At 28.4% G+C, this 17137-nt stretch carries 8 protein-coding genes; 7 read left to right on the forward strand and 1 reads right to left on the reverse strand.

Features of this window, described 5'->3' with window-relative positions:
- Positions 1-55 precede the first annotated feature (55 nt).
- Positions 56-778, reverse strand: coding sequence for a hypothetical protein (locus CPJCM30710_RS07510; protein ID WP_212903553.1), 723 nt, complete (start codon positions 776-778; stop codon positions 56-58).
- Positions 779-1044: 266 nt separating this feature from the next.
- On the opposite strand from CPJCM30710_RS07510, the gene CPJCM30710_RS07515 reads away from it, so the two are divergent.
- The 7 genes from CPJCM30710_RS07515 to CPJCM30710_RS07545 are packed head-to-tail and all read left to right on the forward strand — an operon-like array spanning position 1045 to position 17097.
- Positions 1045-2808 (forward strand): phosphoadenosine phosphosulfate reductase domain-containing protein, encoded by a 1764-nt coding sequence (locus CPJCM30710_RS07515; protein WP_212903554.1) that lies wholly within the window; start codon positions 1045-1047, stop codon positions 2806-2808.
- 1 nt (position 2809) lies between these two features.
- Positions 2810-3730: a DUF4007 family protein gene (locus CPJCM30710_RS07520; RefSeq protein ID WP_212903555.1), complete on the forward strand. Its 921-nt coding sequence runs from the start codon at positions 2810-2812 to the stop codon at positions 3728-3730.
- 13 nt (positions 3731-3743) lie between these two features.
- Positions 3744-7319 (forward strand): hypothetical protein, encoded by a 3576-nt coding sequence (locus tag CPJCM30710_RS07525; protein WP_212903556.1) that lies wholly within the window; start codon positions 3744-3746, stop codon positions 7317-7319.
- A gap of 38 nt (positions 7320-7357) precedes the next feature.
- Entirely contained in the window at positions 7358-8509 is a 1152-nt protein-coding gene (locus CPJCM30710_RS07530) for an aminotransferase class V-fold PLP-dependent enzyme (protein WP_212903557.1), read from the forward strand.
- Positions 8510-8518: 9 nt separating this feature from the next.
- Positions 8519-10291: a hypothetical protein gene (locus tag CPJCM30710_RS07535; protein WP_212903558.1), complete on the forward strand. Its 1773-nt coding sequence runs from the start codon at positions 8519-8521 to the stop codon at positions 10289-10291.
- Positions 10292-10301: 10 nt separating this feature from the next.
- Positions 10302-11915 (forward strand): hypothetical protein, encoded by a 1614-nt coding sequence (locus tag CPJCM30710_RS07540; protein ID WP_212903559.1) that lies wholly within the window; start codon positions 10302-10304, stop codon positions 11913-11915.
- 1 nt (position 11916) lies between these two features.
- Complete coding sequence (locus CPJCM30710_RS07545) at positions 11917-17097, forward strand: FtsK/SpoIIIE domain-containing protein (protein WP_212903560.1); 5181 nt, start codon at positions 11917-11919, stop codon at positions 17095-17097.
- Positions 17098-17137: the final 40 nt, after the last annotated feature.

Genomic DNA, 17137 nt, shown 5'->3' on the forward strand with positions numbered 1-17137 from the left:
TTCAGTTTTTGCCTCAGTGGTGTTAGGGGATGACTGAAAGCCAGCTCCTAGCTAGTTACAATCCGATGTTCCTTGAGTTCATTCCTCTAGTGATCCAGTCAAATGCTCGTAACATACTATCCTTAACATCAAGTATTAAGATAAAAGATTCTTCTTTAATTTCCTGCTCATATTTTTCTAAATAACTATCCAAATTAATATCGTCATCTTCATCAGAGTCAGTATCATTATCTATTGGACATAGTAAATCACATTGTATTTCCAAATCACTATAGTGATCAAATGTATCAAAAATACTATCAGTATTTTTGATGGCAATCCACATACCTATAAACAATTTACGGTCACTACCAAACTCGGTTACTAAGGCATTAAAAATTGGCTTTCTATAAATATTGATAATTCTACTTATTGATATTTTTAATAAATCTTCAGAAGAATAGTGATTAGCATTATAGGAATGTCTCCCTATAATTTGCCCAATCCGAATAGGACTAATATCTAGACTTTCTATCCAAGCATCATGGCTAGGGGAAGGTGTTTCTCCAGTTACTAATTCATAGAATTCACCATACATAGTTGCTAAAGTTAAAAGTCTAAAAAGGACAAGATTTCTTTCTAATTCATTTCTATAATCTGCAAGGCCTTGTTTTATAAGACCGTTCCATGACTTTTTTACCCATAACAATCCAAATTGATCACAAGGAATATTAAAAATATCTTCAATATATTTTTCAACGTCATTCCAAATTAAAGTTCTAATTACTTGGTGTAACACTTTTGATCACCCCTTTTTGCTGTTAATAAATGTTAAAGAGTATATTGTTTATATGTACAATATTTAATCAGGATATATGTTCCAATTTTTTCATATATAGTTTATTATATAATTATAAGTAAATTATAGTTTATACATTTGCTATAAAGTAAAGAAATTAAAGAAACTTAAGAATAACCTGATTTTATATATTATAAATATTCTATTTAAATGATAAGGCAGTTCTATCAAGATAAATTGTGTAATTTTTTTATAAGGGTGAGAGAATGATTAAATATAAGTGTAGTAATGATAAATGTAATATTGAATGTGAGACAAGTGTATGTCCTCAATGTGGATATAGAGCAGAAGTTCTACAAGCTAAAGTGTTTTGGTGCAATGAATGTAATATTCCACTTTATGATACACACTGTAGCCTATGTGGTAAAGAAGCCACAGCATTAACAACTGATATAAGACCAGTTTTTCCAGAAGAAAGACTTTTGTTAGAAGTACTTATTGGAGAGCCTTTCAAATTTATGAATGATTCAGTTTGGAATGGAACTGGAAATAAATATATAGTTAACGGTGAAAAGCTAAAGTACTCACAAGATGAACTAATGCAAAAGAATCCTCAAATAGTTATTGAAGAACTTGAAGAGCTTAAACATAAAAATAATTGTGAAAAATTTAACGAATATATAAAACTATTTTTAGAAGCAAATAAAAAGAGATTTAACCAAATTGATACCGAAGCAAGAAATTTTATTAAAGAAACTATAGAAGAAGTTGAAAGAAAACATAAGAAGGAAGATTGGAGAATGTATGTCTCATTTTCGGGGGGAAAGGATAGTACTGTAGTTAGTGATTTGGTTGTGAGATCTTTAGGAACTATAGAAGTAAGCCATATTTTTGCTGATACTACTTTAGAATTTCCTTCTACAATTCAGTATGCAAAGAGATTTAAGTTAAATAACCCGAAAGTACCATTTTTTTTCGCTAAAAATAAGGAAAAAAACTTTTATGATATGTGTGAAGTTGTTGGACCTCCTAGTAGAATAATGAGATGGTGTTGTATTGTATTTAAAACAGGTGCTCTTACAAAAAGATTAGATGTTATGTTTAAAAATAAAAAGAAGCTTCTTACTTTTTATGGAGTTAGGAGAAGTGAATCTAATAGCAGAAGTAAGTATGAAAGAGTTTCGGATAGTCCGAAGATTACAAAACAACAAGTTATTTCACCAATTATTGATTGGTATGACTTTGACATTTGGCTATATATTTTAATGAGAAACATAGATTTTAATGATGCTTACAGATTGGGATATTCAAGAGTAGGATGTTGGTGTTGTCCTAATAACACTAAATGGGCACAATATCTATCAAGTATATATATACCTGAAGAATATAAAAAATGGCGGGATTTATTAATCAATTTTGCAAAAAAAATAGGAAAGCCAGATTGGGAAGTTTATGTTGATGAAGGAAATTGGAAAGCAAGACAAGGTGGTAATGGAGTTGAGATAGGTAAGAATACATTTATAGAGTTTAAGCCTTGTGCAACATCTAACCATTCCTTTAACTATGAACTTAATAAACCTATTACTGAAGAGCTATTTGAACTCTTTAAACCATTTGGATGGATAAACAAAGATATGGGCAATAGAAGACTAGGACAAGTATATATTGTAGATAAAAAAAACCATCCAATTCTTATTCTAGAAGCAAAATTAGGAGATAAAAGGTTAAAGGTAACTATAGTTAAAACAAAAGTATTGGGAGCAAAAAGTTTGAGGGATGTAAAGCAAAAGGTCGATGCTCAAATTACGAAATATCAAATGTGTTTAGGCTGTTTAGCATGTGAAAGTGTATGTAAATATGATGCGATTACTATAAAGAAGAGTGCACATGAGAATGAATTAAAAGGAAAAGCATTTACTGAATACTACAAAATTAATGATGAAAAATGTGTGAGATGTGGTCAATGTGTTAATCATTTTGATGGTGGTTGCTACATGAGGAAAGTACTTATTACAAAACGAGGTGAATAGAGTGGCAGTAAAGATAAGACTAAAGGGACACGAAAGTTTTAACATAAGAGAGGGTTGGTTGAGGAAGGGGATTTCAGTAGTATATGAAAAAAATATGCCATATATTGATAATGAAGATGCTAAGGATGTGTTCTCCGAAGATGATGCAGTAGATACTCTTGGGGTAGGAAGCAATATGGTTAAGTCAATCAAATATTGGTTACAAGCATGTGGTCTAATTGATGATAGGAGAACCAAGAAGGGACGAAGATTATCAATTTTAAGCAGTGGATTTGGTGATATTGTAAATAAAAATGATCCATACTTTGAGGAAATGTTTACTTTGTGGTTAATACATTATAAGTTAGTAACTAACTTAGAAAATGCTACATCGTGGTATCTATTTTTTAATGATTTTAAGGTAAATGAATTTAGCAGACATGACTTATACAATGGATTAGAATTAGGTCTATCTAGGTTAGACTTGAATTTAAAATACTCGGAAAGGTCATTACATGACGATTGTGTTTGCATAGTGAAAACATATTCTACAAACACTGAGGATTTAAAGAATCCAGAGGAAAATTTATGCTGTCCCCTAGCTGAACTTGGTTTATTAAACAGAAAAGTAAATTTAGATAAAAAAGAAGTTTTCATAAAGAAGAAGCCAAGGGTAGATATTTTAGATCCAAGGGTGGTCTTATATGTTATAGTTGATAGGCTTAATGGTGAAGCGAACACAACAATAGATAAATTGTTAAATGAAAATTGCAATATTGGTAAAGTTTTTAATTTAGATACAAGTTTAATAAACTATTACTTAGATGAATTAGAAAGAAGAGGCTACTTAACAGTTAATAGAACGGCAGGCTTAGATACGATATACCTAAAGAAAGAAATAAACTGTATAGATTTAATGAACGAATATTATCAAAATAGCTAAGGAGAGAAGACTAGTGAGGTATACTGATTTTTTAAAGCTTTCAGAGGGATTTCAATATTCCATAAACTTGCAGTATGATCTTGGAAGTAATAATAAAGTAAAAGGATATATACCAACTATAAATACGGTAAATATATTAAAGTCATACTTAAAAGCAATCTATGATGGTTCTGGAGATAAAGCTACGGTTTTAGTAGGACCTTACGGAAAAGGAAAAAGTCATTTATTACTTATACTTCTTACATTACTGCAAAATAAAGAAGAAAATAAAGATGCAATACAAGAATTAATAAATAAGATTTCTAGAATTGATGAGAGTACCGCTCAACTTTGTAGAATGATTTTTGAAAATAATATTAAGTTGCTTCCTGTAATAATAAACAGTAATTATACCGATTTACAGCAGTCTTTTTTTATGGCTTTAAATTATTCATTGAAGAAGAATGGTTTAACAGATTTAATGCCTAATACCTATTTTGATTCTGTAATTAATGTAATAAATAAGTGGAAGGAAGAATTTGAAGGTACAATAAAAGTTTTAAAGAAAGGTCTAAAAGATTTTGGCTTAACTCTATCTGAGTTAGAGGATAGAATTAAGAAGTATGATCAAGACTCTTACGAAATCTTTAAGGATGTGTATCTATCAATCAGTTCAGGTATTGAGTTTAATCCATTTGTTAATTCAGATGTAGTAAGACTGTATGATGAAACGAACTTTTTATTGTGTGATAAATATGGGTACAATGGAATGTTTATTGTCTTTGATGAATTTAGTAAATTCATGGAAGCAAGTGTTTCAAACAATACAATAAAAGATATTAAAGTTCTTCAAGATTTTGCTGAAATTTCAGGAAGGACAAGTAGTAAACAACAATTACATTTGGCATGCATTACTCATAAAACTATAAATGAATATGTTTCTAAGCTACCAAGAGATATTATAAATGCATGGAGAGGGATTGAAGGAAGATTTAAGGAGTTATACTTAATTTCCTCATCTAAACAAAACTATGACTTAATCTCAAGTACAATTATAAAGAATGAGGCTAGATTAAGAGAGTACTTGAGTAAAAACTCATTATATAAAAGAATTAGTAACTCATATGAGTTGTTTAAAGAAACTTATTCGGAAGAGGAGTTTAAAGAATGGATTGAGGTGGGATGCTTCCCACTAAATCCAATTTCAACATTTGCTTTGCCAAAAATAAGTGAAAAAGTAGCTCAAAATGAAAGAACACTATTTACGTTTTTATGTAAAAATGAAATACACACATTAACTGATTTTATAAATAAAAATAGTGGCAAATTTCAGTTGTTAAACTTAGATATGATTTTTGACTATTTTGAAAATCTTTTTAAGAAGGAAGTTTTTAATGAGGCTGTACATGATATATGGTTAAGGACTGATGTTGCTATTAGAAAATGTCATTCTATTGATGAGAAGAAAGTATTAAAGGCACTAGCAATAATTTATATAATCAACGAGTTCGAGAAGTTATCTCCAACAAAAGATATATTAGCATCAGCATTGGAGTATACAGAAGACAAGCTAAACATTATATTGAATCAAATGATTGAAAGTAATATTGTTTATATTAAAAGAAGCAATGGATATATTAATTTTTCTCCAATAGCTCAGGCTAATATAAGAGAAAAGATAGAGTTAATAAAAAATACTAAGATTAAAAATATTAATGTACCACAAGAGTTGGAGAAAGTGTTTAATTTAGGGTTCATATTACCCAAAAGATACAATGATGATTATAAAATGATAAGATTCTTTAAAAATTTTTATGTTACATTAAATCAATTAGAGGCGTTTGAAGATATTAAATCCATATTTGAGTATTATGAATCAGATGGAGTGATTGCTAACTTAATATATTTTGATGAAGAAGAAAAACAAAGAGCAATAGACAAAATTGCAGAATTGAATAATGGCAGAATAGTGTTATGTGTTCCTACAAAACCATTTGATAAATTAGATACTGTAAAAGAATATATAGCTATTGAAAGTTTAAAAAATGATAAGAACATATTAAGTGACGAGCCATTAGCAGAACAGTTAATTGAAGTGATAGAGGAAGATGTAATAGAAGATATAAAGGAATACTTAGAAAAGTATTTTATTCCCGAAAATAGAAATTGTAACTACTATATTTATGGAAAGCAAAATAGTATTTCAAGAAAATCTGATTTAAATAAGCAGATATCGGACATTTGTGTTAAACACTTTTATAAAACACCTAAAATAAATAATGAGATGATAAACAAGAATAATATTACAACAGTTATTGCAAAAGCTAGACAGAAGGTAGTTGAATACATTATCAATAGTTATAATGATAAATCAGTTGAATCATTGGGTGGACGTGGACCAGAGGCTACAATATATAGAGTGACTATAGCTAATTTTAGATTAGGCGATACTACTGTTTCTAGTGACAGTGATTTAAATAATGTATTACAGATTATTAGAGAATTTATAGTAAGTTGTGAAGAAAAGAAGAAATCTTTTGGTGAGCTCTATGACATACTTCTAGGAGAAGATATAGGCATGAGAAAAGGAGTAATACCAATCTATCTTTCTTATGTTCTTAGAGAATTTAAAGAAGAGCTAATATTATCTTTCGGTAGCAGAGGTAACAAAGAAGTTGATTTTACCTATGATACTTTAAATAATATTAACGAAAAGCCGAGAGAATATTATATAAAAATTGAAAAGGGAACTAAAGAAAAAGAGGATTATATAAACTCTTTAATCAAACTATTTGATAAGCAAATAAGTGAAAAAATATTAAAGACAAATAGATTTACAGCATTAGGTAATGCTATGCAGTCATATTTGCAATCATTAAGCCAATATTCAAGAACACATAGAGTAGATATTACAGGAAAAGAACTAGATTCAAGCATTATAAATTATAGAAGTGAATTGCTAAAGTTTGATTTAAATAATAGGGATTTCTTGTTTAATAAATTACTTAAATTAACAAAGAGTAACGATTACTATGAGTGCCTTGAGTCAATAGGAAATATAAAAAATTATTTGGATTCGTCAATAGTCAACCTAATTGGCTATTTGATAAAGAAAACTAATAATATTATTAATCCATCTTATAAAGGTAGTTTAACTCAAAACTTAAAGAGATGGTATATAGACCTTGATGCAGACAAAAAGAATCATTTGTATGATGTAACTACAAATAGCATATTGAAGTTTATAAATGATCTAGATAGTAATGATGATATTTATTGTATAAATAAGCTTGCAAGTATAGTTACTGGTTTAAATGTTGAGGATTGGCAAGAGTACACAATAGAGCTTTACTTCAAAAATTTAAGACATAGTATAAATGTAGTAACTGAGTTAGATATTGATTTTAGTGATGATAGTCAAAGTCTTTTCAAAATAGAGATTAATCAAAGTGGAGATGTGGTTGAGAAGAGTTTTGAAGAAGAGTCTGTATCAGAAGTTGGTGTCACTCTAATGAATGAACTTGAAGAACTGCTTGATGAATATGGTGATGCAATAGAAGCAAATGAAAAGAGAAATATATTAATGAAACTATTACAAAGGTACATGTAAGAGAAATCTTACATGTACTATTTATAGGAGGCAAAAATATGAGTGATATTATTTATTTAGATAATGCATCTACAACATTTCCGAAGCCAGAGAGTGTTTATAATTTTATGGATGAATTTTATAGAAAAAATGGTGTAAATGCAGGAAGGAGCTCACATAAACTCTCCAGAATAGCTAATGATTTAATTGATGATACAAGGAGAGAACTTACGGATTTAGTAAAGATAAATAATAAAAGTAGAGTTGTCTTTACTTCTTCTGCCACAGTTGCACTAAATCAAGTATTGAATGGATTAGATTGGTCAACAATTAAGAATGTTTATGTATCACCCTTTGAACATAATGCAATAATGAGAACACTTCATTATTTAAATAAAAAGTTTGATTTTGTAATTCATATATTGGATTTTAATAGTGAAACTTTTGAACTTAATACAAAAGCATTAAAGCCAAATTTATCACAGAATATGCCTGATTTAGTGTGTGTTTCGCATGTGAGCAATGTTACAGGATATATTTTACCAATTGAACAATTAACTGAAATATTAAGTGACTACAATCCTATAGTAATTCTAGACTGTGCACAATCTATGGGACTAATTGACATTGATTTAAATAAACTAAATATAGATTATGCTATATTTGCAGGACATAAGACACTTTATGGTCCATTTGGAATTGCAGGTTATATTAATAATTCTAACAAAGTAGCTTTAAAAGAGTTTATAGTCGGTGGGACAGGCAGTGATTCAATAAATCTAAATATGCCAGAAGTAGAACCATATATGTATGAAGCAGGAAGTTATAACATCCAAGCTATTGCAGGGCTTAATGCTGCTATCAAATGGATAAAACAAACAAAAGTGTATTTTATATACAAAAAGGAAAAGGAACTAACAGATTTATTAGTGAGTGAATTAGAGCAACTTGATGGTATAGAAATATACATACCTAAAGATAGAGAAAGACATATAGGGATTGTTGCTTTAAATATAGATGGTTACTCAGCTGAAGATGTGGCTAGAGTTTTAGATGAAGAGTTTAATATTGCTGTTAGGGCGGGTCATCATTGTGCACCATATTTTAGAGACTTTATAAATATATATGAAGGAACCGTTAGAGTGAGTTTAGGTTATTTTAATGATAAAGAACAAATAAAATATTTAATAGAAAGCTTAGAGAATTTATAAGGGGGAAGTATGAATAGTTTTATTGAATATTTAAATTCGCTAAATAATGCTAGTGGAAGTAATGAAAATGCATTAGCGGAATCACAAGTCTTAAATGAGTATTATGACAAGATAGTAGTAGATAGAAAAGTTGCTAATTATATCTTTAATTTGTTATTTCATCAAAATAATAATACTGCTTTAGTTCTTACTGGGCATGCTGGTGATGGTAAAACTAGTATTCTTATTCAAGTCCTAAAAAAAATAGGATACTTTAATAAAGGTTTAAAAGAATTACAAGAAGTAGAAGAGTACAATGGGCAATTTCTATATATTAAGGATATGAGTGAGCTTAATGAAAAGAGACAAGAAGCTGTGTTTGAAGAATTCATTAAAGCACCTAATAGAGGAGTTTCTTCATTATTAATATCTAATACTGGTCCGTTAATAAATACAGCAAAGAGATTATTAGCTAACACTTATAAAGACGAAAATGAAACTATAAAAGATGAATTAATTGAAGCTTTTGAGGTGGATTTATTATCTGAGATTGATAGGGTAGAAAGTTCAGATGTTGAAATAACAGTTAAAAATGAGCAATTTAAATTTAAGGTAATTAATCTTGCAAAGATAGATAACTCATATTTTGTGACAGAAATAATAAGGAAGTTAACGCAGGAAGAATTATGGAAGCCATGTCATTCATGCGGTTGTTGTAAGAAATGTCCTCCATATATCAATTACTTAACGATTTCAAATAATCAAGAGAGAATTATAGGGTTTGTTGAGAGATTATATTTTTGGTTTGCAGATAACCAACAAAGATTGACAATAAGGCAAATGTTATCACATTTATCATACTCAATTACAAGTAATTTAAATTGTAGTCAAATAAACAGAAAGATTGTTAAGGATAATGATGGATTATTTAAATACCATTTTGCTAATTTATTCTTTGGTCATATAGGAACTAAGTTTGAAAAGAGTAGTTTTAATATAAAAGCAATCAGAGACTTAAATGAACAAATGTTAGAGGAAAAGGCTCTAATAGAAGAAGATTATAAGCTTTTTGTAAGAGAAGATTTTTCTATGTTTGATGGCAATACAATAAAAGTATTAGAAAATACTTTGAAGTATAACTACGATAAGCTAGGAATTAAGAATAAAGAATCAATATATATGAGAAGAGCATTTAGAAGATTTTATATGCTTTTAAGTAAAGTTGACGAAGATCAGTTTGATAACATGATTGGACAAATATTCAGTGAAATGTTTCCGATATATTATCAATTAATTACAGAGTCTAAGATTAAATGTGCAAGAGTTAGAAGTAGAGTTAAGGATATCGTATTTAATGGATTGTTTAAATATTTAGTAGGGGTTCATCCTCTTGATACTGATGAATTATATTTAACACTAAAGAAGAATAATATGGATTATCAAAATGTTCAATTAATATTAGGTAATATAAAGAAGAATGAAATAAAATTAGAACAAGAAAAGATATCAGATAATATAGAGTATACTGAAAAGTGTAATAAGGTTGTAATGAAGTTTGGAAACATAAACTTTGAGGTTTCATATCAGACATTAGATTACTTAAATAATATTAGTAAGGGTAAGGTATATACTAAATTAAATCCATCTTATACTTTTGATTTAACAAGGCTCAAGTCAGAATTAATAGCCTTCTATGGAAAAAAGAAAGAGGATGATACAACAATTAGAATTTTAGTAATTACGAATAACTCAATGAAAGAACTTCAACTAGATATTGATGATGAAGTCGTATATGAAGCTTAGGGGTGGGAAAATGACAAATATATTTCCAAATATAAAGAATACTAATCCTTCAGATCAAAATCTTCAAATACAAACATTCGGAAGAAGAATTTTTAATTCTCAAACGGTCCAAGAATATTTATTAGAGTTTTTGATTGTGTTTTTAGGAGAAAAAGATACAGAAGATAAAAGCATTGGCTTCTTAAAAGTGAAATTATGGGATTCAGAAAAAATTACTTATTTAAAAAATCCTAATATAGGTTTAAAGAGATTTATTTTCTTTGATAAGACAAAGCTCGATTCTAGGTTTACTGTTGATATTGATGCAGATAATGCGATAAATGGATTATTAGAAAAAAAGATAGAAGCTCAAAGTTATAGTAATGAAACTATACTTAATATAATAAGAGACTTATTGAGTGGATTTTCCATGTTTACAGGAAATAGAGGTTGGTATGCACAATCTTTAATGCCAATTTGTAGAGAAACAATTTTTTGCGAGGCCATTGGATTAAAAGCGAAAAGAAAAACTTTAAGTATGTTAGATGATGATGGGTACTTTAATATTGAAACTGACAAACGATTTGAGTTTAATCAATACTCATTCCTTGCTAGGGGGGGAGAAGTTTATTATTTACATATACTTCAAGGGTTAAATAATATTAAGAATATTGAAGGAGACGAAAAAGCAATTCACTATAGGGATACATTAGAAAAGCTTATTATTAACTTAGTTGATACTTATAGTGAGTTTAGCAGAATTTCAAAATGGATTCAGAATAATTGGATTAGATTTATTAGCGAAAAAAAAGAGGATGATTGTTCTGAGGAAGTAGTAAAAAAGCAATTAATGCAAAAAGGTGAATGTAAATGGATTGCAGGTGAGTATGAAAGAAGAGCGGCATTTTCTGTGAAAGAAATAATAAATCTATTAGAAGCTGATATAAATGAATTTGAAAAAATCAACCTTTTTTCAAAAGGGATTGTATTTCAAATATTAAGAATGATGAGTGAAGCAGCCTACATTCAATCAAGACAAGATATTAATGGTAACAATAGATGTTGGATTATTCATTTTAATTCAAATAATGATGCTGATACAAAAATAAAGAGACTAGCTGTTGAATGTTATAAAGAAGTTGAAGAAGATATGATGATTGCTTTGGCTAATAAGCTAAATTCAATTAAAAGCAATAGTGTAGTAGATGAAACTGGAATCAGAAAAAACAAAACAGATATTCAGTTATTAAAGGATGCCTACGATGATTCATACAAACTCTTAAGAAAGCTTGGAAAGGATATTGGTATTATTGTTCCATTAAAAGGAGATAATATGAGATTTACATTGTGTGATGATATAATTAGATTCTTTGTACTAGCATTAATACCACCTTCTTCAAAGATGACATTAGATACTTTCTTAAGAAAGCTATACAATCAATTTGGAATTGTAATAGGCCCCAAACAATATAACAAATATATAAATGATAGAGGTTTGAAGCTAACAGATGCATCATATCTAAAGTACAATCTAGATGAGTTCCAAAGATTATTAAAAAAGAATGGATTCTTAAAGGAACTATCAGATGCAACTGCTATGGTAATCAATCCATATAATACAGTTCAAGGAATTGAGGGGGTATAAAATGAAATCATATATTAATGTTGTAACAGAAGTATTACATCAGGCTCTTAATCAAGAGAAAAAATTTTACCTCATTAAGTTAGAAAATTTCACAACACCCGAAATTTACCTTGAGGTGTGTAAAAGTTTAAGCGATTATTTTAGCAATAAAGACATGGAGTTTATTGCTAAACTATCTCTTGAAAAATATAATGAATTGATAAAAATCAATGTTTATAAAGAGCTTATAGAAGAGCTAGATAGTAATGGCTGGATAGAAAAAAATGAACACTTAACTAAATGGAGAAATTATCCATTTACTAATAATGAAAAAAATACAGCAATAATATTAATGGGAACAGAAGATGTAGAGGATCAAGGTGGTTTAGCAGAATTTTATACTACAAGTCCAGAAACTATAGAAAATTATGTTGGTGAAAGTTATTGTAAGCTTTCAAAAGATAAGAATCTATATAATGAAGAATCTCAAAAGAAAATCAATAATATTTTTACTAATATTTTTAAATATACAGAAAAAGACTTGTTAAAGGTGAGTAGTTTTTTTGATGAGCATCAAAATCTTTCTGACTTTGAATTAATAAATAAATTATTATCAAATTTATACGAATGGTGGAGTATTCCTAATATCTACAATGGACTAATATCAATACCAAAGAAACAAATTGAAAATGGAAATATAGATTTGATAGAAAAGGGATATAAGTTCAGTAGAAGAATAGGCTTAGATACTTATCAAAAAGAGTCGAAAATAACTCAATTAAAAAAAAGAATCGATGAATTTTTTTCTAGTCCCCTTCAAATATCGCAACTAGAAAGTGAAGAGCTAGGAGCATATAATATAGACTACTCAAAATTCAAAGAGGATATTATCAATTATTTAAAAGGTATAAATATTGAAGAAATAAAAGGTAACTTATTTAGTGTAAGCTTTAATTTAATAAATAAGTTATTAAAAATTCCTAAGGGTAGAAGAAAGAAAAAAAAGGAAAAGCCTACTAAAGTTACAGGAGATCCTTTTGAAGCAATTTCACTTCCAATTCTTTTAGAAGTAGAGGACTTAGAAGAAGATGCAAAGGGTGAATTAAGTCAAATAAAAATTAGGATAGATAAAATTACCTTAGCTAGGACAAAGGAAGGCAGTGAAGATGAAAATAAAGACAAGCACTCTGCCTTAGTAACTAAGTGGTATAATTTTATATACTTCTTACAGAATATTGAAGAGCTTATAACGAGACAAGGAATAGTAAATGAGAATGGTGAAGAAATAAAACTGAATATCGTATTTCAAGATAGAAATGGTGTTGATAAATATCCTTTTGTTATCGAAAACACTAAGAATTTAGTAGATGCAGGTATATTAACAAGTGCAAAGGAAAGTGAAAGTAAATCGAAATTTAGCTTAATCTATGAATTAGTAATTGGTGAAAAAGTAGAAGAAGGAAAGTATGAGTGGATAATATCGGAACAGGATAGCTGGATTCACGTATTTAATATCTTCAATGATAATAAGTTTAACTCACTTATTAAAGAGCTATATGAGTTTTTACCTATAGGATTCTCAAAGAAGATAGATTTATTAATTAACTCTAAAAATGAAGAAGAATTTTATTACTTCCTTAACAGTGTACGATGTGAATATATAAATGCTCTTGATGAGATAGATAAAAATGGTGACATCTATATTCCAGCAACTAAATTAGCCAAAAGTTTCACTAATTTTATAATGGTAGTTAGAGAACAAGGATTATTTGGTGCAACCTTTAAAGACTTAGCAGTAGCTAATTTATTAAATTCCTATCAAGAATTTATAATATATTGTACGAAATTATTGAAGAAAAATAAACGTGAAAATAAGGATATAAATATCCTATCAAAATGCTTTTTGTTGAATAATCAAAAAGAATTTAGAGGAAAAACAATTAAAGGAGCTATTATTCCTCTTTATCATCCGGTAATGCTAGAAAAAGTGGTTGAAAGATATAGATACTTATCAAATGCATTCAAAGAATTGTTTGATGAAATTATGATTGGTGGAGACATCCCCGAAGTTAGAATAAAGAAGGCTTTTGATAGATTTAATCAGTTGTCTACAATAGTATTTTCAACTAGTATATTGTTAAGTGAGAACAATATATTTGTAACAAGTAGAAATAACTTTGGTTTCTTTAATATTTATGGTTATGTTGATGAACAAAATGCTTTATTAGGAAATGTAGCTAATTATGGTGAGATTGATTATGAAGAGGATGAAAAAATATCCCTAGCCTCATCACCAATTTCAAATTATATTTCATATACAATAAAAGAGTATCTAAATACTTATCCTTCAAAAGTTGACGGATTCACAATATCTTTTATTAAGCCCAATAATTATAGTGATATTATCTCAGGATTAAATGATATCTTAAAAAGGCTGAAAAAAGAATTAGAGTATAGAATCAAAATTAATCTTATTATCTATACAGATGATTTTAGAGCTATAGGTTCAAAATATTTTAGTAATTGGATAGAAAGTAATTTTACTGAAGATGATAATATAACTTTAGAAAGCTCTATAAAATTATTAAAATACGATGATTATAATATTTCTACATTAGATAGCTACTTTGATAGAAATGTTGAGAAATCAGATATTGTTTTCTTTAATGATATCATGAAGGTAAAAGAAGTTATTCCTGAGTTTGTAAAAACAGTGAAGATTGAAAATACTGAGAATAGATTTCCTACTGTATATCTACCCGTTAAAAGCTATGAAGAAATGTATAGAAAGCTAAACATAACTCAAACTCAATTTTCATGTGAATACTTACAAGCACAATTCATGGTATATTTAAGGGAACCAAATTCAAGCGAAGCTGATTATAGAATTATAAAAAAGGTAGGCATAAATGATTCTGACTATATACTCCTTGATAAATTACATGAAAAATCAAATTGGGTTATTGTATTAGATGAAAATATAGATATTCAAATACTTAATAACCAAAAGAATAAGATTATTGGATTTTCAACAGGAGAAGGTTATTTTGGAGAACTAAATTCAACAATTTCTTCTAGAGATAGTATTATTAACGATTTAAATCTGTTGATGAGAAAAAGATTATACAGTAAATTCTCTAGTTGGACACAAGAGCAAATAAGTTATGGTGCTAATTCATGCTTAGAAATGACTAAATATTTAGATGGTTCGCAAATTCTTAAGGCACTAAATCCAGATGATGAAGCTGTAAATAATTATTTAGCCTATTTGATGACATATCAACTTGAACAAATTGATTCAGTTAATAAAGATAAGTTTATTATAAGAAAAATAATAAATCTAGATGCGTATAGTCATTTATTTGAGGATTTAACGGATATTAAAGTATTGGATGCACATAATTATAGACCTGATTTATTGGTTTTAGAATTATTTAAAAATGATCATGAAGAAAAATATAAGATATATGTTAAGTTAATTGAATGTAAGTTAGCAAATTATAATTATGACCACATAGAAAAAGCAAGGTTACAAGTGCAATCAGGATATGAACATTTATCAAATGTATGGAATCCTGAGAACAATACAGTTCAAAGAAGGTTCTGGTTAAATCAGCTTTATAGAATATTATCTTATAATAATGAAGATGGAATAAGTTATACTTTAGGTGATGACTCTTCATTCGATTTGTCTGAAATCTGTGAAGGTAATTTTAATATTGCATTTTCTAAAGATCTTTATTTATACTGGTTAGATAAAGTAGATGATAAAATAATTCAAGTTATATCAGGAGATGATAAGTCAATTAATGAAAAACATATCAGTCATAAAGTAATAAGAGAATTATTACTTAAAGGTTACCATGTAGATGAAGATCAAATTGAGGATGAAAAGCCAGATGAAGAAGAAATAGCGGGTAACAATGATGATAAGACAGATAATAAAGTAATAGTTGATGGTGGTGATAATTATTTAGATGATAATGACAGAAATAATTATGATAGTCCTGGTGATGATAGGGGAGAGGTAATTAATGTAGCTGAGAATAGCAATATTATTCTGCTAAACATTGTTAACCTATTTAGGGAATATGAAAATGAAAAGTTTGAAGATGAAATAAATGATATTAAACAAAAGTTTGAGACACTTAAATTAATTCTTCAAGCTAAAAAGGTTAAGATTATCCCTAAAGATTCTATTATTGGACCAGATATTGTAAGATATTGTTTTGATTTAGATTTTATGAATAATGTTAAAGACATTACTAAAAATCAAGATAATATTCAGCTTAAATTAAAGTTAAATGAACCGCCGTATATCTTCATTGAAGATGGTTTAATAAAGATGGATACAGCAAGAGGAAAAAGGCAAACTGTTGGTTTGAAAACTATGTATGACAAGATAAATCAATACGCAGACAAGCTTAAGGATTACAAGGAACACTTCTATGTATTAATAGGCTCTGATGTACTTGGACAACCATATTTATTAGACTTAAGTGATTCTAACTCTCCACACTTACTAATCGCAGGTCAGACCGGTAGTGGTAAGAGTGTTCTTTTATCAAGTATCCTAGTTTCAATAATGAGCATTTATACTCCAGAGGAAGTTGAAATGGTTCTTGTTGATCCAAAGAGAGTAGAATTGACTGCGTTTAAAAATAGTCCGTTCACAAAACTTGTTGCTACAGAAGTTGATAAGGCAATTGAGTTATTAATAGACTTATTAGCTACTATGGAAGAACGATATAAGATATTTGAATTAGAAGGGGTAAAGAATATTAATGAATATAATTCTAAAAACCCTGACAAGAAGATGAAAAGAGTGCTTATGGTATTTGATGAATATGCTTCTATGATGCAGGCCGATAAGGAATATGTAAAAATAATAGAAAGTACTATTGTTAGATTGTCACAAGAAGCTAGAGCAGCAGGAGTTCATTTAATTGTATGTACTCAATCACCTAAGGCTGAGATAATAACTACTACTATCAGAAACAATCTAAATGCTAGGATAGGATTAAAGGTAGCGGATGCTATTGCTTCTAAAGTAGTTTTAGATGAAGGTGGAGCAGAAACACTACTTGGTAAAGGAGATATGCTTGTAAAAACTGCAGATTCTCCAAAGTTAACGAGAATAAAGTCTCCATATGTAACTAATGAAGAACTAGAGAAGTTAATGTATTATTTAAATAATAAATAGATAAAAGCAGTGGATTTATCTGCTGCTTTTTTAAGTGGAA

This window comes from Clostridium polyendosporum (assembly GCF_018332455.1).
Classification (GTDB): Bacteria; Bacillota; Clostridia; order Clostridiales; family Clostridiaceae; genus Clostridium_AY; species Clostridium_AY polyendosporum.